Below are 18127 nucleotides of genomic sequence, written 5' to 3'. Positions count from 1 at the left end.
CTGTGTTATTCGGATTGCTGGCTGTTATTGTCGCTGGCGGCACTTTGTTCTGCTGTTGGCTCAGCACTGCTGGCCTCAGCGGCCTGCTTGGCTTGTTTGAGCCGGATCGAGTTTTTCACCTGAATATTTTTTTTCTGTTTGGCTCTTTTACTGATTTTCTTTTTTAACGCTTTGATCGAACTCATATTGCCGCTCTGCCTTTCACAAACTGGTGCTTAGTGTAACCCAGAAGCCTTATTCGGCCAAACTCCGAAGCAAAGCACCGCGGTGGCTTTTCAACGCCGGAGTAATTACACTGTCGGCCGTTTTTGAAGAGGCAAACTGATGCGAATCATACTGGCACCAATGGAAGGGGTGGTTGACCACCTGATGCGTGAAATGCTGACCGAGATTGGCGGTTTTGATTTATGCATCACCGAGTTTGTGCGGGTGGTGGATCAGCTGCTGCCCAAAAGGGTTTTTACCAGGCTTTGTCCTGAATTATTACAGGACGGCAAAACCCGTTCCGGCACGCCGGTGCGGGTGCAGTTATTGGGGCAAGAGCCACAGTGGCTGGCCGAAAACGCCGCGCGGGCTGTAGAGCTCGGCTCGCCTGGTGTTGACCTGAATTTTGGTTGCCCGGCCAAAACGGTGAATAAAAGCAAAGGTGGTGCAGTGCTGCTGCGCGAAACCGAGCAGCTTTATGCCATTGTGAAAGCTGTGCGCGCTGCGGTGCCCAAAAACTTTCCGGTGACCGCCAAAATGCGGCTGGGTTATGACGACACCAGTCTGACGCTCGACAATGCCCGCGCCTTGTATGAAGCCGGCGCTTCCGAATTAACAGTGCATGCCCGCACTAAAAGTGATGGTTACCGGCCACCGGCCTATTGGCCCTGGATAGCACAAATCCGCACTGTGGTGGATATTCCGGTGATCGCCAATGGTGAGATCTGGCAGCCGGCCGATGCTGCACTTTGCCGCGAACAATCCAACTGCAGCGACATTATGCTGGGCCGCGGTGCTTTAGCTCAGCCCAATCTGGCCGCCCGTATCGCCAATGGTGGCGAGGCTATGCCCTGGCCAGTGGTGCTCAGGCTACTGATGCGTTACTCCGAGTTTGAAATTGCCGGAGATAAAGGTTTGTATTACGGCAACCGCATTAAACAGTGGTTTAGTTATTTAAAACTGCAATATCCTGAGGCCGCCGGTTTATTTGCCCAACTGCGGTTGTTGCGCAAAAGTACCGACATTGTCAGTTTATTAACAGCTGAACTTCAGGCGCTGGACTGATCAGCAGCGGGTGCCTTCAGGATAAAAAGCCGCGCCAGGCTGATGGCCAGTACACCTGCTAACATCAACAGCGCAAAGGGCAGGGTATTTTGTTGTGGCCACAAAGCTAATAAAGGCCCTGCTACAGCACCGGCGCCAAATCTGAGGGTGCCAATCACCGCTGTTGCGGTGCCGCTGTGGTTGGGAAAAGCCATTAAAATCAGTGCGTCAGCATTGGTGGCTATCAGACCAAGGCTTGCCATCAAAGGCGCTATCATCAGCACAGTCAAAGTCAGAGTTAAATCCAGGCTACTGACCAGCACCAGGCCTGTGGCAAAACATAAAGCACTGAGCCAGCCGGCTTTAAGCATCTGATGGCTGCCAAGGCGGCTCACTAACCTGCTGTTGATAAAATTGGCGCTAATCAGCATCAGCACATTCAGGCCAAACAGCAGGCTGAACATTTGTTCGCTGACGGCAAAATGGTCGATATAAACAAAAGGCACCGCAGTTAAAAAACAAAAAAAGCTGAAGGATGAAAACATCGAAATGGCAATCAGCGGCCTTGCTGTTTTGTGGGCAAACACCACCTGATAAGAGCCAAAAAAGTTCAGTTTTTGCCGTTCGGCTTTTTGGTTGATCTCAGGTAAATACCGCAGCGAAAATGCCAGGATCAGCAGCGCATAGGCTGCCAGCACAATAAAGATCCAGTGCCAGCTGCCCCAAAACAGCACCAGACTGCCAATGGCCGGTGCCAGTAAAGGGGCCAGCATCATCATCATCGACACATAAGACATGCCTTTGGCGGTATGCTCCTGATACAGCGCCCGGATAATACCAGGCACCACCACAGTGGCAGCGCTGCCACAAAGCGCCTGCAGCGCACGCCAGCTTAAAAAGGCTTCAATACTGTCGCTTTGACTTAACAGCAGGCTTGCCAGCACAAAACCTGTTAGACCCCAAAGCGCCAGCGGCCGGCGACCAATGGCATCGGCCAAGGGACCAAACAACAACATGCCGAGGCTATAAAACGCCAGAAAAATACTAAGGGATTGTTGCACCAGTACTGAGTTGCTGTGCAGGCTGTCGGCCAGTTGCGGCATGGCCGGCAAATACATATCAATGGCCAGCGGTGTGGTGGCGATAATGGCGGCAAAAAGCAGAATAAGGGCAAAAGAAGGGCTGGCGCGTGACATGCTGAAGTTCCGGCTTAAAAAATGCCGTTATTGTAATGGCTTCACGGTTCGGAAAAAGCGCATAAAATTGGCCGTTATACGCTATAACCTGTCGATTTACTGCAGCTGTAGCCGGAGTTTAACTGCTCATTTGGGGTTTTTATGCACTGACCTGCCGCACTGGCCTTGCCGGATTGCCCTGCACCAGCATACCGGCAGCCACGTCTTTGGTCACTATGCTGCCGGCAGCAATCACGGCTTCGTCACCCAGGCTCACCCCAGGTAATATAATGGCACCACCACCAATCCAGACTCTATTCCCTATCACAATAGGTTTGGCCAGTTCCATGCCTGTGACTCTTTGTTGTGCATCCAACGGGTGAGTGACGGTATAAAGCTGAACACCAGGACCAAACATTACATCGTCACCAATCTGCACCGGTGCGGCATCCAGAATGACACAATGATGGTTGGCATAAAACCGTGCGCCCAGGCTGATATTAAAACCATAATCACAATAAAAATCCGGTTCGATATAACAGGACTGCACAGCACCAAAGAGTTGTCTGGCCAGCTGCTGATGTTTTTTAAAAGGCTCTGGCCCCTGCTGATTTAGCGCACGGCAAGCTTGTTTGGCCAGACTTCTGGCTTTGGCAAGTTCAGTATCACGCGGATTAAACCATTGCTGATTGAGCATTTTTTCTTTTTCGGTCATTCAAATTCCGGCAAACGTCAGTTGTCCAACAGTTCAGTGCGGTTCCACAGGTTCTGATGGCGGGGGTCGGCAAAAAACTCATCCGGATGCCAATAACGGGGTAATAACCGCCGCAAGCGGCCAGGCGCAAAATCTGACGACAGCTTTTTTAATATTTCCTGTAACCGCTGCTGTGGTACCACTTCCAGTTGTTCCCGTGCCGGTTTGAAATACAGGTTGGAGGCCACGCTGATATGGCAGTTGGGCAGGTTGTTGCGGTAATGCAGGTTGCGGGTGACGATGCGGCACAAAGGTGCTTCCGGCTGCGGCGGGTACAGTGAGTTCACAATGGCAAATTCGTACCTTTCCTGTGGCTGACCGCTGGCATCTCTGGGTAAAAACACAATACCGTAACCCTGCGGGAAAATGCCGGTAATACTGAGCAGCGACTTTACCATACGTTCATCATACTGCCCGGCAGCTGCGCCGGCTTTTAGAATAAGCGCTACTTTGGGCAGTGCCTGGTAATCAAATCTGTTGCGCCCTGGCAGCACGGCAGAAGCGTACACCTGAGGAATTTTCAGCAGATTACCTACGCCTGTGCCCGGGTTGCCGGCATTTCTGAGCAAAGTGGCGGTAAAAGCCAGTTTGTCCTGCTCGTTTTTATCAAAGTTGTCGCGCTCGGCTCTGGAGTTGCCTCTGTATTTGGGCGCACCTATGCCCTGCAATAAAAACTGCAGGCTGGCCTGTAAGCTAATGTCGAGAAAACGGTTGCGCTCGTCGCTGTCTAATTCGCGGCTGCGTGGCAATTTGCCCTCTGGCCCGGTCAGAATATACAGTGCGTCGGGGTGGGTGTGGCCAATGTCCTGTAATAACAACGCCATCAACAAGGGAATTTGCACATCATCGCGGAACGGGCAATAGTCGCCCATGCCTGCACCCGGATTACGTGCTTTTACTTTTTGCAGAATATAACTGCTACTGATCATGCCCTGACTGAGCAGATGATCCAATAACCTTAAGCTCAGCGTGGCTTTGTAAAAAGGTTTGTATTTTTGCTGCACAGTGGCAATTTGTTCACCTTCGCTTGGCGCCAGTAATTGCAGGGTGCCGAGCATTTTGGACGAACGTAAAATAGTCTCAGCTCTGTTGCTGCCTTCCGTCATTTGCAAAAACTGCTGACATAACAAATACAGCTGGCTGTAGTTGTTCAGGCGTTTCTGCTCTTGTTTATCCTGTTCGGCACGCAGAGCCTGCTGACATTGTTGCGCTTGTTGCACCAGCCTGGCTTCGGTCTTGGCGTTGGCCGTTTTTAGCTGGCGCTGTGTTTGTTCACAAGCTTGGTGCAGTGCCACCAGCGCACTTTTGTTTTTCTGCTGGTGCTGGAAAAACTGACTGGCCTGGCCGTATACCGAATGCTGAAACCTGCTGACCGACAACAAACTGCTGATCAGTTTTTTCAGCTGACGGACATAAGATTTGTCGGCATGGGGATCTACAGTCAGCTGCATCTGAGCTATTTCCTCTGCAAATCATCTGGTTAATAAACAATGCCAACACCTTAGCGCAACAGCGGCTTTTCGCAAAGTGCTGTTTTGTTGCCAAAGAGAGGACAATTCAGCAACAAAGTTGCATGCGCTCTAGTGGTGGCTTAGTATTTGAAGATTACCGAGTCTTAAGCTAAGTCGTTCATGTGACTGTTGATCTATCTGTTTCAGTCATCATTGTTGTTATCCGGGCCAGTTGGGAGCCTACATGAGAAAAAATAAAATTATTACCACAGAAGAGATCCTGTTAACGCTGTGTTCTTCTGTTACTCAGGTGCTGGCGGCTGCCGGCAATGCACAGGTGGCTTATTCACCTATGGTGCAGAAAATTCATAAAACCTGCCTGCGGCCGGATCTGGGTTGTTTTGTGTTATTTGACGGAGGTTTTTCCGGCCTGGTGATTATTAACTTCACCTCAGAAGCAGCGATGGAAATTTACCGTAAATACATGATGAGTATGGGCATGCCGGAGTCTGAGCTGGCGCAGTTCCACACTTCAGACGAAGTGGGCAACGTGATGGGCGAGCTGATGAACCAGATTGTTGGTGACTTTACCAACAGAGTGCGGGTGGATTTACAAACCTCTATTAACCAGAGCCAGCCAAAAATGATGGCCATTAACAAGCAGGTGCAGATTTTAATTAACACCCAGCTTGACCAGCCACAGGCAAGGCGCGTGACCTTCAGTACGCCGTTGCATAATATTTTTTATATGGAACTGGCGATGGATAAAACCGAGTTTATTCAGCTGCATGATTTTGAAAAAGCCGAACATGAAAATGTCGACGATATTCTGGCCAATGCCAATCAGCAAACGCAGCCGGAACAGGCCGATGCTGAGAACCTGGTGGATGACGACTTTTTATCCAACCTGGGGTTATAACACCTCAGGATTTTGTCACCTGCGGTTGTTTAACAGGCAACCGCAGTTCAAATAAAGCCCCGCCCAATGCTGAATCGCCAATGTTGATCTGGCCTTGATGCCAGCTGACAATACGGCTGACAATAGCCAGGCCCAAACCAAAACCACCATGGCCTTTACTGCGGCTTTCATCAAGCCGCACAAAAGGCTGCAAAATGTTGTCTCTTTGTTCCGGGGCTATACCAGGGCCATCATCTTCCACCCGGACGAGCAACTGATCCTGCTGTTGGCTGAGCGTCAGCTGCACCTGATGTTTGGCGTATCTTTTGGCATTGACCAGCAAATTTTGTAATGCCCGCTCCAGATAATGGGCGTCACAACATAACCACAAGGCGTCCGGTTTTTGCAGCTTGATGGCAGCGCCCGGTAAAGGGGTCAGTTTTTCTACCAGATTATCGGCCAGTTCCGCCAGGTTGACCTGTTCTTTGGTTAATTGCACTGTCTGTGATTCCAGCCGGGCATAATCGAGCATTTCGTCCACCAGCTGATCCAGCTCTTTAACGTCCTGCAGCATGGCCTGTTTGTCGGCGGGGGCGATATCCTGCATTTCCAGCGCAAAACTCAGCCGGGCCAAAGGCGTGCGCAGTTCATGAGACACGGCATGGGTCATTTCGCGTTGCAGTGCCACTAACCGGCGGATTTGCTCTGCCATTTGCTGGGCACTGTTGGCAATAGGGGCTAATAACGAATGGGCAGGCAGTTTTTGTTCCGGCAGTTGCATGCCCTGACCAAACTGTTTGAGCTGATGCTGCAATTGCTGAATATCGCGCGCCAGCGGCCATAACCACAAGGCCACAGCAATCGCCAGCAAAGCAAAAAACAATAAAGTAAAAAAATAGCCTTGATGGCTGCCAGCTTCGATTTCAACCGGACCAAACTGCAACAGTTGTTGTTCGTCGTGGCTGTGGCGGTAAAAATACACAGTGTTACCGCTAAACAGCGGTACCAGTTGGCCGCGGCTGAGCGCCTGTTGTTCAGGTTCGGACCAGGCAATAGCATTGATGGCAAGGTGCTGCAGTGGTAACTGCAGCTGGCTGGCAATTTGTTCGGCGCTGGCGTCGGGCTGATTCAGTTGTGACGCCAGGCTCTGACCCAGTAAACTGACCCAGCCTGGTTGTTGCTGCGGCAGGCTTTGTTGCCACAGCCGGTCAACACTCCAGCCGATGCCGAGCAATACCAGCAGCATAAACAGATAAAAATGTAAAAACAGCCGGCGCATCTCAGTTCCAGGCGTCGGCAACAAACAGGTAGCCTTTACCCCAGACGGTTTTTATGCGAAATGGCGTGTCGGCGTTATCGCCCAGTTTGCGGCGGATATGCGACACCCGCACATCCACGGTGCGGTCCAGACCGTCGTATTCGCGGCCGATGATCTGTTTGTGAATGGCTTCACGGCGCACTGTCTGGCCGGCATTTTTCGCCAGCATCCACAATAAATCAAACTCGTAGCTGGTCAGTTCAACCAATTGACCGGCAAAATAAGCTTCGCGTGCAGATTGACTCAGCTTCAGCTGGCCAAATTCGAGTTCAGTGCTTTCCTGACTGCCGCCGGGTTGGCTGCGGCGTAACAAGGCATGAATGCGCGCCAGCAATACTCTGGGTTCGACCGGTTTAATCACATAGTCGTCGGCACCAAGCTCAAGACCAAGCACCTGATCAATATCACTTTCTTTGGCCGTTAACATCAGAATAGGTTGTTTAAACCAGGGGCGGATAGCACGACAGATGGCAAAACCGTCCATGCCGGGTAACATCAGATCCAGCACTATCAACTGGGGTGCAAAGTCGCGGCAGGCCGCTTCCACCGCCAGGCCATTGCTTTCCAGCCGCACCTCAAAACCCTGCTGCACTAAGAAACTCTGTACCAGTTGCGCCAGGCGCTGATCATCTTCCACCAACAAAATTTTGTTCATCAGAATACACTCCAGGGGGCTACCAGTCTGCGTCGCCGTTCCGGCTGGCGGCTTAACACTGTTAATTGCTGTTGCAGCAACACTTGTTGTTGCATGTCGCGTAATTCAAGATTTGCGGGCCCGGCCAGCGACAGTTGTTGTTGCAACTGACCCTGCTGACTGGCGGACCAGCACTGGAGCCGGCGGTCGTTCAGATAAGCACAGGCCGACAGCGGCTCGGCACTTTGCCAGTCTAGTTGCAACGGCAGCTGACAGTTGTTCTGCTGCTGATCAAGCAAGCAGACTGTGGGCGCAACCTGCCAGCACAACATTTGCGCACAGGGAGGCGCCGCCTGCGCCACCAGGCTCCACAGGCTTAAAAAGATCACAACAGTGGTACGTCCTTGCATCAGAAAAATTGGTAAGTTACTCCCACAAACCAGCTCCGGATATGGCCTTCATTGACCAGCGGGCTATTGGTCATAGCGTCATCCAGAAAACGATGGCGGTAAAACGCCAGAGCAGACCAGTCTGGAGTTAGCGGATAACTCCAGGACAATTTCAGCTCGGGTTGCCAACTTGAGCCGGTTTGATAATAACTGGAAAAATACTGTTGTTCAGTAACACCATAATAGGTATTGATCAAATCTGCATTTTTCCACAACAAACTGCTGCTCAGTTGCCAATGGCCAAAGCTGCTTTGCCAGCCGGTACTGACGCTGACACTGGCATGCTGACCGTGATACTGGCCTGAAATATCATGCCACCAGTTGGCTCTGAGCTGCATATTGGGTAAAAACCAGTCCAGCTGCAAGCCACCATCAACGGCGGTCGGGCGTTTGGCCAGGTTATCAATAGAAAGTTCGGGAGCTGTCGCCATTTTTTGTACCGGACCGGCCAGGCCCATTTCACTGACCAGCGACTGACTGAACATATTGCTGGCGTCGGCACGGCGGAAATAACCCCTTTCTTCATTCAGCCGGCTGACCAGACTCAGTTGTAATGCCGAATTCAGCTGCAAGTTATAACCCAGGGTGCCGTTGTCAAAAAACCAGTGTTTGCCGTAATAACTCAGGTCGGGGATCAGCCACAGTGGAAAATTATGGCCCCCATTCAGTGGGTTGGATCTGTGGCCAGCCCCTGCTGCCAGCGCAAAATGCCATTGCCCCGGCTCGGTACATTGGCCGGCCGTGGCATTGGTTTCTTGTTGGCATTCGTTGCCCCAGGCCCATAAAGGTAAACTACAGGCGAGAACTAACAGCAGACGCATAGACTACAGCTCATCTTAGGAATACCCGGGCACTTTAGCATTTGTGCATGCTGAGCTTAAGTGCAAATAACAATGTTTCACAAAATGCAGGCAGATTTGTCACAGAGCTGTCGCGTCGATTTTTTTACACTGCAGTTCTGTTTTGACTGACCGGAGAACAACATTGTCTGAAATTGAGCCACAACCTTGGTTGGTGATCCGCAATCAGCTGCTGGCTTTTGCCTTGTTAACTGTGCTGGGTTCTTGTGTGCCTTTACCAAAGCAGCAAGCTGCAGACCCTTTGCAAGCCGCAGCCAGTCCTGAGTACAGCAACACAACAGACAAAAATCTTGCTGCAACAAGGCTGAAATCCAGCCGTTGGTACAGCGCCAGATAACAAACGAAGATCGCATCAGCCTTGCCTTTGGGGGCAGGGTTATGGCACCTTAGCACTCCTTATGAACAGGTGTTTGCGCCTGTTCTGCTCGCAGTTCGGCAAAGTCTGAGGTAAGTGCGGTGTCAGTCTCCATCATCAGCAGCATTCTTTCCCTGTCAGCACTGGGTTTTGACGGGGGACAGCCATGAAAGGTAAAGCCACATCATTTGATATCGCTTATCAGGCCGGAGTGTCTCAATCGACGGTTTCCCGCGCTTTGCGTGATAGCCCGGCGGTCAATCAGGAAACCAAAGACCGTATTTTTGCCATCGCCAAACAGCTCAATTACAAAGTGGATAAAAACGCCAGTAACCTGCGCAAACAACGCAGCGGTACTTTGGCGTTATTGTTGTTTGAAGATCCCACAGTAGACGATTCACAAATTAATCCGTTTTTTTTGTCGATGCTGGGCAGCATCACCCGAGCCTGCACCAAAAGAGGCCATGACTTATTGGTGTCTTTTCAGCAGCTGTGTGACGACTGGCATGCCGAATATGAAGACAGTAAAAAAGCCGACGGTATTATTTTGTTAGGTTACGGCGACTTTATTGATTACGAAGAAAAGCTGAACCAGCTGCTGGCGCAAAAAACCCATTTTGTGTGCTGGGGCGCCAAGGTGCAGGGCCATCCGGAATTTACCATCCGCAGTAACAATCAGCAGGGTGGCCGGTTAGCAGGTGAACATTTACTCAAACTTGGCCGCAGCTCTTTTGCTTTTATCGGCAATGCGTCTGAACATAGCCCGGAATTTTTTGAGCGTTATCAGGGCTTTATTCAGGCGTTATCAACGCAGAATATCAAAGCGGAAGCTGTGCCGCAGTATGATGCTATCTCCACTGAACAAGCCGGTTTTGACGCCACCTTAAAGTTGCTGGCGGCGGGCCATCAGCCGGACGCCATTTTTGCCGCCAGTGATTTGATTGCTATTGGTGTGATCCGCGCCCTCCAGCAACAAGGCATGCAGGTACCTGCTGATGTGGCAGTGGTGGGTTTTGACGATATTCCGGTGGCTTCTTTTGCCTCGCCGGCACTGACCACTATTCAGCAAAACACCACGCTGGCTGGTGAAATGCTGGTGGTGAATCTGCTCAAGCTGATTGCGCAGGAAAATATCGAACAAACCGAAATTGAACCTAAAATCATAGTGCGACGCTCTTGTGGTGCCGCACCAACTGACTCAATCTGACCTGCTTTTTTATGAAAAAACATTCTGTCCCGCAGCGCGCCAAGGCCGCTGCGGCCAAATTGCATCCGGCCAATCCGCATCAGCAGGGTTATGATATGGCGGCGCTGTGTAATACTTTGCCGGCCTTAACCCCATTTTTGCAAACCACAGCGGCAGGTACACTCAGCATCAATTTTGCCGACCCCAAAGCGGTCAAAACCCTCAATCAGGCGTTACTGGCGCATCATTATGGCCTGACACACTGGGATTTACCTGAAGGTTATTTATGCCCGCCTGTGCCGGGACGGCTGGATTATTTGTTGTATCTGGCGGACTTGCTGCAGCACAACAATCAGGGTAAAAAACCAAAGTTCAGCCAACTGACACTGCTGGATGTGGGTTGTGGTGCCAATTTAATTTATCCGTTGCTGGCGGTAAAAACTCTGGGTTGCCGGGTGCTGGCCTCCGATATTCACAGCGGTGCACTGGCCCACGCCCAGCAACTGATTGACGCCCATCAGCTTGGCCACAAAATTGAACTGCGCCAGCAAACTTCAGATCAGCATATTTTTGATCATCTGCTCAAAGCTGGTGAGTATCTGGATGCCACCTTATGTAATCCGCCTTTTCATCAGAGCGCGGCTGATGCCGGTGCCGGCAGTGAACGCAAAAGACAGAATCTGGGACTTGGCGACGATGCAGCTGCACTGAATTTTGCCGGTCAGGCGCACGAGCTCTGGTGTGAAGGGGGTGAGCTGGCGTTTATCCGCCGCATGATCAGCCAAAGCAAAGCAGTGGCTTCCCAGGTGTTCTGGTTTAGCTGTCTGGTATCCAAACAACAACATGTGGCGCCGTTACAAGCTGCATTAACACAAGCCGGCGTGACAGCACAACATCTGGTAGAGATGGCACAAGGCAATAAACAAAGCCGTTTTATTGCCTGGACCTTTTTAACCGAAGCGCAGCAGCAGCTGTGGCGTCAGCATCGCTGGCGCTGATTGTGCTACCCGATACCTGTCAGCAAAAGCACGTCAGCTAATGCCTGACGGCTCAAGCCCGATGACGTTTGTGCCAGTCCGATGAGCGGCAAAGAAAAACCCCCGATGTTTGCATCGCAACAAGACACCGGGGGCGGGAGAGTTGGTGATGTCAAATGACAGTTATGGTTTGCTGTAACGCTGCTCAACCGGCTGGTATCTGTCCCATACCTGTTGATCGTTCAGTGAACGCAACAGTTTGATATATTCAGCATGGCTCCAGGCCAGTGGTGTGGCGCCGTTGGTGCCTTCGCCTGCGCTGTACTGATACACCGAATTATTGCCAACGTTATCAAACACCTGCTCAGGCAACATCATGCCTTCATTGGCAAATTGCTCCATGGCCTGCACATAGTTGTGACGCAGTGGTTGCAGCTGTTCGGCTGTCAGTGGCTGTTGTTTCTGTTGCAGTACAGCCAGTTCATAATGACCACGTTCGCCTGAAAAAATTGGCCAGACGCGGCCACGCTGGCCGGCGGTATTGCTGTCGTTGGGGCCTTTGGCATAACCCATGCCGGTGTCGGTGTCTTCCCCATAACCATCCAGGCCATAACGGCGCCAGCCCGGTAAAGTGCCTTCGATGCCGGCAAAGCTGAACTCATATTTAACGCGCAGTGCATCCGGCAGGCTTTGATTGTCCAGCTCACCTAAAGTGGCCAGCACGGCCGGGTGCTCAGCACTACGCACGCCATAACGCACCAGTTCCAGGAAACCACCGTCCACTACATCACTTTCGTTGACATTACTGATGCCGTTGCGATCAGCCAGTTTGCTCTGATCGTTTGGATCTTCATTGCTGTTAATGCGCAGATAATACTGACCATCGCTCGGAGCTTTGTTTAACGTACCTTGGGTGGTAAAGGTTTTGGCTTCCAGACCGGCGCTGTATTCGTCCGCTTTGGTTAAATACAGTTCAGCAGAGGTGGCATCACCACTGACTTTGGCAATATCAGCCGCTACCACCAGACCGCTGATCACAGCGGCAATAGTGGAAGGTGAATAACCCCCTTGTTCTTCCCAGCGCTCCTGTTGGGTTGAAGGTGGTGTTAAGTGAATGTCATTCCAGTCCAGTTTGACATTGCCGCCTTTGGCCAGAAAATCGGCGGCAGGTTTGAGCATACGCTGATACCAGTCTTTGAGCTCAGCCTCAGACAACAACCCCTGTTGCCATAAACGCCAGCCCAGCATAATAGGCATAGCGGTTTGATCCAGTTGAATCCCCACCCATTCCAGAGTGCCGTCAACATGGGTTTTTTGTAAAAACCAGCCAGGAGCGCCGACATAAGCCGGCGTTTTGTCACTGACCTGTACCTTGGTTAAATATTCAAAAGCCACTTTGGGGCTTTGTTCATCACCCAAAGCCAGCATCGCCATGGCCACCTGATAAAAGTCGCGTGGCCATACCGCTTTATAACCGGTCTGGCTTTGTTCGGCCGACTTTACATCACCCCAGGGGTTGGACAAAGACGCGATTAACGCACCGGCATGGGTTTTATCTTCCTGAGCTTTAAGTACCATAGCGCTGGTGAACAGCAGTTTGCCGTTGTCCATCGCCGTATTGGCCAGAGTGTTCAGTTGTGGCAGGCTTTGCAGATAATCTTCCCAGCCGATGGCATCCCCCAGGCCATTATATTCGGCTAAAACCTTGTCTAAACCACGTTTGAAAGTTGCTTCAGCGGCTTGCTGGCTCTGCTCAGTGCTGTCGCCAAAACCAATCACCAGATCAAACTGGCCGGTTTCACCTTTGTTGACTGCAGGTAATTGTGCTAAGGCGGCCACATTGCCTGCTTTGTCCCCTGTGCTTTGGTAAATATTGTCAAAGCTCTGGCTGGTTTTGAGTTCAGTTAAACCGTCTGACACCCCGACAAAACCAGTGCTGGCTTTTGTAAATGCCGGCTGGCTGATTAAAGTTAACGCGGCTTTGCCTTCAGTGGCATGGATCATCTGGTTTTTAACAAAAGCCTGGTCATTGCTGCCGGTGTTGCCAAGTGCAGGGTCCAGATACACAAACAGCTGCAGATTGTCGGCTAAAGGGCGGAAATAACTGCGCACCACCAGGCTTTGGCCGGATGGGTCGGTAAAAATATGTTTTTCAATTTCGTATTGACCGTTTTTGGCTTTATTCACCACTTTATAAGCCAAAGACAAAGGCCGACCGGCGGCGTCTTTGTATAAATAATCAATGCTGGACACAGTTGCGGTTTTTTCTTCATCAACAAAACCGGCACCTTTGACCACAAACTGCATTTCCCGCAGCTGTGCCTGATGAATAAGGCCCGCCATGGTTTCGGTTAATACCCCTTGTGCCAGTGAAAACCACACTTTGGACACTGTCCCTGTTGCTGCCTCATTGCTATAAGCGCCCTGGTGATACTGCTCGTAGGAGCTGCCAATGCCCTGTTTACCGGCATAAGCCCAGGTCGAGGCGGCGCCGGGCGCACCTGGCGCTGTGCTGTTGGTGGCGGCTGAGTCAGCTGCAGGCTGGCAGGCACTGAGCAGCAGTGCTGCGCTCAGGGCAGCAAAAGGAAACATGGGTTTTATCAGCGATTTCATCAGAAAGTTCCGTATGTTGTGCGCAAATGCGTCAGTTTTACATAGAGTGTTGCTGGCGTTTCACTTTGATACTCAGCACATACAAGGCGGCTATCACCAGACTGGCGGCACCCAGAGCCAGGGCATAAATGGCCTGACCGTCAAAAAATACATTTAATAAAGTGCCCAGCACTGAAGCGGCCAGCAGCTGTGGCAATACAATAAAAAAGTTAAACATGCCCATATACACGCCCATTTTCTGGCTGGGCAAAGCGTCGGCCAGCAGTGCATAAGGCAAAGACAAAATAGAAGCCCAGGCAACACCCACGCCAATCATCGACAACCACAACAGTGCCGGGTCTTTGATCCATAAAAACGACACTAAACCCAGAGCGCCGCAGAGCAAATTGATGCTGTGGCTGATTTGTAATGAGGTACGTTTAACCACCCAGGGGATCACAATGGCGGCAATAGCGGCAAAACCGTTATAAATGGCAAACAACAAACCGACCCAGTCGGCACCGTCGTTGTAAGCGGCTGACGTTGGGTCTGAACTTCCGTAATGCACCGAAGTGACAGCGGCCGTGGTATAAATCCACATGGAAAACAGCGCAAACCAGGAAAAAAACTGCACTACGGCCAAGTGGCGCATGGTGTTTGGCATGGTAAATAAGTCGTCGACAATCTGCACTAACATGCCCTTGCCTTGTTTGTTTTTCTGCGCGCTGACCAGCCACTGCAATAAACCAAAAGCCAGTAAACAGCCGCCCAGTACATACAGCTGTTTATCCAGACTGTACAACCAGACAAAAGCCACAGCAGCAGCGCCAATCAGGCTGAACACAGCGCCACTTCGCCAATAACGGGCCGGATTTTCGCTGGCAGGGGCAACTTCATCTTCGGCTTCACCAAAGGCCTGCAGCTGCGCCGGGCTGTATTCGGTAGAACGCATCACTGTCCAGAGCACGGCAGCAAAAAGCACCACACCACCGGCGTAAAACGAATATTTGACTGAATCAGGAATTTCACCGGCCGGCGCTGTATTGGCCACATCAAACCAGTTGCTGAGCATATAAGGCAGGGCAGATGCCACCACGGCGCCAATACCAATAAAAAAACTCTGCATCGAAAAACCGAGCGGACGTTGTTGCTGGTTCAGGTTGTCACCGACAAAAGCACGGAAAGGTTCCATGGTGATGTTAATGGAGGCATCTAAAATCCACAGCATGCCGGCCGCCATCCACAAAGTGGGTGAATTGGGCATAAAAAACAGCGCCAGCGTGGTGAGCACAGCGCCATAAAAAAAGTAAGGGCGACGCCGGCCCAGTTTGTTCCAGGTACGGTCGCTGAAATAACCCACCACCGGCTGCACCAATAAACCGGTCAGCGGGCCAGCAATCCATAAAATAGGGATTTCATCAATGCTGGCACCCAAAGTCTGGAAAATCCGGCTGACGTTGCCATTTTGCAGGGCAAAACCAAATTGAATGCCCAAAAAGCCAAAACACATGTTCCAGATTTGCCAAAAACTGAGATTGGGCTTTTGTTGTTGCATTGTGATTCCCCGTCAAAGTGCTCTGTATCCGTGGTCGGATCGCTGTTTTTTTGTTTAGGGTCTGCTGACCCATTGTTGTATGTTTTTGCTGCTGCCTGGCTGGCTTTTATACAAGGCAGCGCTCGCGATGTGCAGTGATTCTGCATGAGCGTGCGCTAACACCGTAGAAATGTCAGCCTGGCGCAGCCCCAGGGGTTCAACCGGGAAGACGCCAGCCCTTTGTCACTCGCCACTCGCTTAGAAGACTAAGCTTCGTGGCTCCTTTCGCGGGCTAGCGGCTCCCGATTGAACAAAACTCACCCAACAATGAGCCAGCAGACCCCTAGCATAGCAGACAGATTTTGCGTGCAGAGTGCACCTTTCAGCTGAAAGGACCAAACAACAATAAGGCGGGGTTTACCCGCCTTATTTGCCAGCTTTTTCTGCAAAAACATGTTGTTATGAAGTAGTTCGGCGCTTGGTTTGCGCTCTTGTCTTCAGTTGCAAAACTACAATGTCTGCTTTGATAACGTGAATTGACTGTGACAACAAGATGAATACGTATTCAGACAGCGGCAGTTGCCCAATACTGGTGCAGTCTGGCGCTCTGTTGAACCGCTGCAGTGCAAAAAGGGTCGTCCTTTGTTGCACTGTGGCGCGAGACTTTGCAGTGGCAGATCAGTGCCAGGCTTTAACGGTGATAATGGTTTTCAACGCCGTTTTGTAATAAATAATCACCTAAATCCGGCATTTGCATTTCGTCCAGCTCCAGAATATCCAGTACAGCTTCACCGTACTGGCGCCATTCCTGCTCTAAGGTCACATCAAACAGGCTGGCTTCTTCGCCAGTCAGGTGTTCGGCCAGTTTTAAAATGGCAAAGAGTCGTTTTTCATATAAATCAGTGGATAACAACACCGCATCCGGATTGTGATGGTTGGCAATCACATTAATAATTTCCGGCGCCAGCCCCCAGGCCTGTGCTATCAGATAACCCAGAGTTTCATGATTGGTATGGAAATATCTTTGTTCAATCTCGGTGTAGAGCATCTGATTGCTCAAACCGACTTTCAGCACCTTGGCGTAGTCGGGAAACTGCGCCTGGATCAAACTAATGCCGGCATTGTGAAATAAACCCAGACTATAACAGTCGTCGGCACAGTCACTGCCCAAGCGCAGCTGCTGCGCTATCAGCATAGCGGCGCTGCCGACATTCATCGCGCTGTTCCACAGTTTGAGTGTAAAAGGGTCGCTGCGGCCGTCGCTTAAGGTAAAACGCAGCACCACACTGGTAACCAGTTTAATCACCCGGTTTAAACCAAGAAATTTACAGGCATGTTCAATAGAGCTGATTTTGCGGCGCAGGCCAAAATAGGCTGAGTTCACCACTTTGAGCGTAAAACCGGCAATGCCGATGTCCATATTGATCAGCGCCGCTATGGTATTGATATCCGGATCTTCCAGTTCAATTTCCTGTTTGATCCTCAGCAATACGTCGGGTTGGGGCGGAATGGTAAAACCAGCCAAAGCATTTTCAACCAACGACATATCAATAGGCTTCACCATACAGCAGCTCCAGAGGCAAAATAAAAAAACAGTATATCTGCTCGTGGCAAGAACTGCAGTGGGGCTTAGTGCAGAAAAACAAAAATTGGCAGGAAAAGGGCAGCGCCAAAACGCTGCCGTTGCTTATTAACCTTTTAATTGTTTTATAAAGGTTTTTAATTCGTTACGCAGGTTTTTCTGCGCCGGTTCTTTCGCCAGTAACGGCGCTATGGTTTGCTGTGCTGCGGCTTTGTTTTGGCTTTTGAGCTGAATTTGCGCCAGGCGCAATAAAGCCCAGGCATAAGACGGATGGTCACTGTCGCGGAAAAACTCAATAAAACGACTCAGCGCCTGTGCGCCTTTGTCAGGCTCAATACCTTCAACCGCAGCCAGGCGGCCCACCTGATACAAACTTTCATATTGTTTGCCGGGTTCGGTAAATAAAGCGGCAGCTTGCTGGTGGTAATTGCTGGCTTGTTGATGCTGTTTATCCATGCTCAGCAATGTGGCATAACTTTGCAATAACTCGGCCTGTTGCGGCTGTTGCTCTATAGCGGTTTTTAACAGCTGCAGCGCTTTTTTTACATCGTCCTGCTGCAACACTTTGGCTTTGGCCAGAACGCCCTGTACCCCATCTTTTTTGGCTATAGCTTCTGCAACTTTATTGGCTTCGTCGATATCACCACCGGCGATGCCGGGCGCTGCGGCATAAAAACTTACCAGCGCCTGCTGATATTTTATTTCATCCGGTTGAAGTGCAATGGCTTGTTGTAACAAAGCCAGACCTGCTTTAGCCCGGCCTGGTGCCGAAAACAAACTGCCTGCCTGGGCCAGATTAAATTTGTTGGCGGCAGACAGGTAAAATAACTCAGCGTCGGCCGGATATTGTTTGCGCTGTGCTTCCAACAGCGGTTCTAAGGCCTCATCTTCGCCCAGTGACAACATGGTTTTGTAGTGCAATAACTGCAGTTGCGGCTGGCTGGCAAAGTCGGGCACGGCAGAGAGTTGCTGTTGCAGTTTGCGGTATTGCTGACGTTCGAGCAGTGGCTGATAAGGGCTCAGATCAGTGTCAGCGGCGACAGCGCCACTGAGCAGGGCAGACATCAGCAGACTCAGCAGAAAAGTGGTTTTCATCAGAAGCTTCCTTGTTTTG

General features: G+C 50.9%; 17 protein-coding genes. 5 read left to right on the top strand and 12 right to left on the bottom strand.

Translation table 11 applies throughout. The features are described 5' to 3' along the window. Positions 1-5 precede the first annotated feature (5 nt). The gene (locus V7P87_RS06265) at positions 6-185 is read right to left on the bottom strand and encodes a hypothetical protein (RefSeq protein WP_333796668.1); all 180 of its coding nucleotides are present in this window, start codon (positions 183-185) and stop codon (positions 6-8) included. A 139-nt stretch (positions 186-324) separates the two neighbouring features. On the opposite strand from V7P87_RS06265, the gene dusC reads away from it, so the two are divergent. Continuing rightward, the gene (gene dusC / locus V7P87_RS06260; protein ID WP_333796667.1) at positions 325-1269 is read left to right on the top strand and encodes a tRNA dihydrouridine(16) synthase DusC; all 945 of its coding nucleotides are present in this window, start codon (positions 325-327) and stop codon (positions 1267-1269) included. Here the strand turns inward: dusC and V7P87_RS06255 are convergent. From V7P87_RS06255 to V7P87_RS06245, 3 genes are all read right to left on the bottom strand, one after another. Next, positions 1254-2444 carry a Bcr/CflA family multidrug efflux MFS transporter gene (locus V7P87_RS06255; protein WP_333796666.1) on the bottom strand — a complete coding sequence of 397 codons (1191 nt, stop codon included), beginning with the start codon at positions 2442-2444 and terminating at the stop codon, positions 1254-1256. The genes dusC and V7P87_RS06255 overlap by 16 nt on opposite strands. A gap of 139 nt (positions 2445-2583) precedes the next feature. Beyond that, positions 2584-3138 (bottom strand): sugar O-acetyltransferase, encoded by a 555-nt coding sequence (locus tag V7P87_RS06250; RefSeq protein WP_333796665.1) that lies wholly within the window; start codon positions 3136-3138, stop codon positions 2584-2586. Positions 3139-3155: 17 nt separating this feature from the next. After that, positions 3156-4628, bottom strand: a complete 1473-nt coding sequence (locus V7P87_RS06245) for a hypothetical protein (RefSeq protein ID WP_333796664.1) — start codon at positions 4626-4628, stop codon at positions 3156-3158. Between the two features lie 244 nt (positions 4629-4872). Between V7P87_RS06245 and V7P87_RS06240 the strand changes: the two genes are divergently transcribed. After that, complete coding sequence (locus V7P87_RS06240) at positions 4873-5547, top strand: DUF3334 family protein (RefSeq protein WP_333796663.1); 675 nt, start codon at positions 4873-4875, stop codon at positions 5545-5547. A gap of 4 nt (positions 5548-5551) precedes the next feature. Here V7P87_RS06240 and V7P87_RS06235 read toward each other — a convergent pair whose 3' ends face one another. The 4 genes from V7P87_RS06235 to V7P87_RS06220 are packed head-to-tail and all read right to left on the bottom strand — an operon-like array spanning position 5552 to position 8748. Beyond that, entirely contained in the window at positions 5552-6805 is a 1254-nt protein-coding gene (locus V7P87_RS06235) for an ATP-binding protein (RefSeq protein WP_333796662.1), read from the bottom strand. Position 6806: 1 nt separating this feature from the next. After that, positions 6807-7499: a response regulator transcription factor gene (locus tag V7P87_RS06230; protein ID WP_333796661.1), complete on the bottom strand. Its 693-nt coding sequence runs from the start codon at positions 7497-7499 to the stop codon at positions 6807-6809. Then, positions 7499-7867 carry a DUF3019 domain-containing protein gene (locus tag V7P87_RS06225; RefSeq protein ID WP_333796660.1) on the bottom strand — a complete coding sequence of 123 codons (369 nt, stop codon included), beginning with the start codon at positions 7865-7867 and terminating at the stop codon, positions 7499-7501. Before V7P87_RS06225 ends, V7P87_RS06230 begins: the two co-directional genes overlap by 1 nt. Before the next feature lie 20 nt (positions 7868-7887). Continuing rightward, a complete protein-coding gene (locus V7P87_RS06220; protein WP_333796659.1) occupies positions 7888-8748 on the bottom strand; it encodes a MipA/OmpV family protein in 861 nt (286 codons plus the stop codon). Positions 8749-8911: 163 nt separating this feature from the next. Here V7P87_RS06220 and V7P87_RS06215 point away from each other — a divergent pair, with 163 nt between their 5' ends. The 3 genes from V7P87_RS06215 (at position 8912) to rlmF (ending at position 11326) form a co-directional block, all read left to right on the top strand. Next, a complete protein-coding gene (locus tag V7P87_RS06215) occupies positions 8912-9124 on the top strand; it encodes a hypothetical protein (RefSeq protein WP_333796658.1) in 213 nt (70 codons plus the stop codon). 184 nt (positions 9125-9308) lie between these two features. Continuing rightward, positions 9309-10349, top strand: coding sequence for a LacI family DNA-binding transcriptional regulator (locus V7P87_RS06210; RefSeq protein WP_333796657.1), 1041 nt, complete (start codon positions 9309-9311; stop codon positions 10347-10349). Positions 10350-10360: 11 nt separating this feature from the next. Then, positions 10361-11326 (top strand): 23S rRNA (adenine(1618)-N(6))-methyltransferase RlmF, encoded by a 966-nt coding sequence (rlmF, locus tag V7P87_RS06205; RefSeq protein WP_333796656.1) that lies wholly within the window; start codon positions 10361-10363, stop codon positions 11324-11326. A gap of 162 nt (positions 11327-11488) precedes the next feature. Here rlmF and V7P87_RS06200 read toward each other — a convergent pair whose 3' ends face one another. The 4 genes from V7P87_RS06200 to V7P87_RS06185 form a co-directional block, all read right to left on the bottom strand. After that, positions 11489-13918 (bottom strand): glucan 1,4-alpha-glucosidase, encoded by a 2430-nt coding sequence (locus V7P87_RS06200; protein WP_333796655.1) that lies wholly within the window; start codon positions 13916-13918, stop codon positions 11489-11491. Between the two features lie 37 nt (positions 13919-13955). Further along, positions 13956-15452 carry an MFS transporter gene (locus V7P87_RS06195; RefSeq protein WP_333796654.1) on the bottom strand — a complete coding sequence of 499 codons (1497 nt, stop codon included), beginning with the start codon at positions 15450-15452 and terminating at the stop codon, positions 13956-13958. A gap of 670 nt (positions 15453-16122) precedes the next feature. Further along, the gene (locus tag V7P87_RS06190) at positions 16123-16995 is read right to left on the bottom strand and encodes an HDOD domain-containing protein (protein WP_296297723.1); all 873 of its coding nucleotides are present in this window, start codon (positions 16993-16995) and stop codon (positions 16123-16125) included. Between the two features lie 126 nt (positions 16996-17121). After that, the gene (locus V7P87_RS06185; protein WP_333796653.1) at positions 17122-18108 is read right to left on the bottom strand and encodes a hypothetical protein; all 987 of its coding nucleotides are present in this window, start codon (positions 18106-18108) and stop codon (positions 17122-17124) included. Positions 18109-18127 lie beyond the last annotated feature (19 nt).

The sequence above is a fragment of the Rheinheimera sp. genome (assembly GCF_036782235.1).
In the GTDB taxonomy this organism is placed as follows: domain Bacteria; phylum Pseudomonadota; class Gammaproteobacteria; order Enterobacterales; family Alteromonadaceae; genus Pararheinheimera.
The sequence above is the reverse complement of the archived record's forward strand: the minus strand, read 5'-3'. Positions and strand labels throughout refer to the sequence as shown.

Coding starts and splice junctions, on each gene's coding strand:
- V7P87_RS06265 (WP_333796668.1), bottom strand. CDS start 185: ATGAGTTCGATCAAAGCGTTAAAAAAGAAAATCAGTAAAAGAGCCAAA.
- dusC (WP_333796667.1), top strand. CDS start 325: ATGCGAATCATACTGGCACCAATGGAAGGGGTGGTTGACCACCTGATG.
- V7P87_RS06255 (WP_333796666.1), bottom strand. CDS start 2,444: ATGTCACGCGCCAGCCCTTCTTTTGCCCTTATTCTGCTTTTTGCCGCC.
- V7P87_RS06250 (WP_333796665.1), bottom strand. CDS start 3,138: ATGACCGAAAAAGAAAAAATGCTCAATCAGCAATGGTTTAATCCGCGT.
- V7P87_RS06245 (WP_333796664.1), bottom strand. CDS start 4,628: ATGCAGCTGACTGTAGATCCCCATGCCGACAAATCTTATGTCCGTCAG.
- V7P87_RS06240 (WP_333796663.1), top strand. CDS start 4,873: ATGAGAAAAAATAAAATTATTACCACAGAAGAGATCCTGTTAACGCTG.
- V7P87_RS06235 (WP_333796662.1), bottom strand. CDS start 6,805: ATGCGCCGGCTGTTTTTACATTTTTATCTGTTTATGCTGCTGGTATTG.
- V7P87_RS06230 (WP_333796661.1), bottom strand. CDS start 7,499: ATGAACAAAATTTTGTTGGTGGAAGATGATCAGCGCCTGGCGCAACTG.
- V7P87_RS06220 (WP_333796659.1), bottom strand. CDS start 8,748: ATGCGTCTGCTGTTAGTTCTCGCCTGTAGTTTACCTTTATGGGCCTGG.
- V7P87_RS06210 (WP_333796657.1), top strand. CDS start 9,309: ATGAAAGGTAAAGCCACATCATTTGATATCGCTTATCAGGCCGGAGTG.
- rlmF (WP_333796656.1), top strand. CDS start 10,361: ATGAAAAAACATTCTGTCCCGCAGCGCGCCAAGGCCGCTGCGGCCAAA.
- V7P87_RS06200 (WP_333796655.1), bottom strand. CDS start 13,918: ATGAAATCGCTGATAAAACCCATGTTTCCTTTTGCTGCCCTGAGCGCA.
- V7P87_RS06195 (WP_333796654.1), bottom strand. CDS start 15,452: ATGCAACAACAAAAGCCCAATCTCAGTTTTTGGCAAATCTGGAACATG.
- V7P87_RS06190 (WP_296297723.1), bottom strand. CDS start 16,995: ATGGTGAAGCCTATTGATATGTCGTTGGTTGAAAATGCTTTGGCTGGT.
- V7P87_RS06185 (WP_333796653.1), bottom strand. CDS start 18,108: ATGAAAACCACTTTTCTGCTGAGTCTGCTGATGTCTGCCCTGCTCAGT.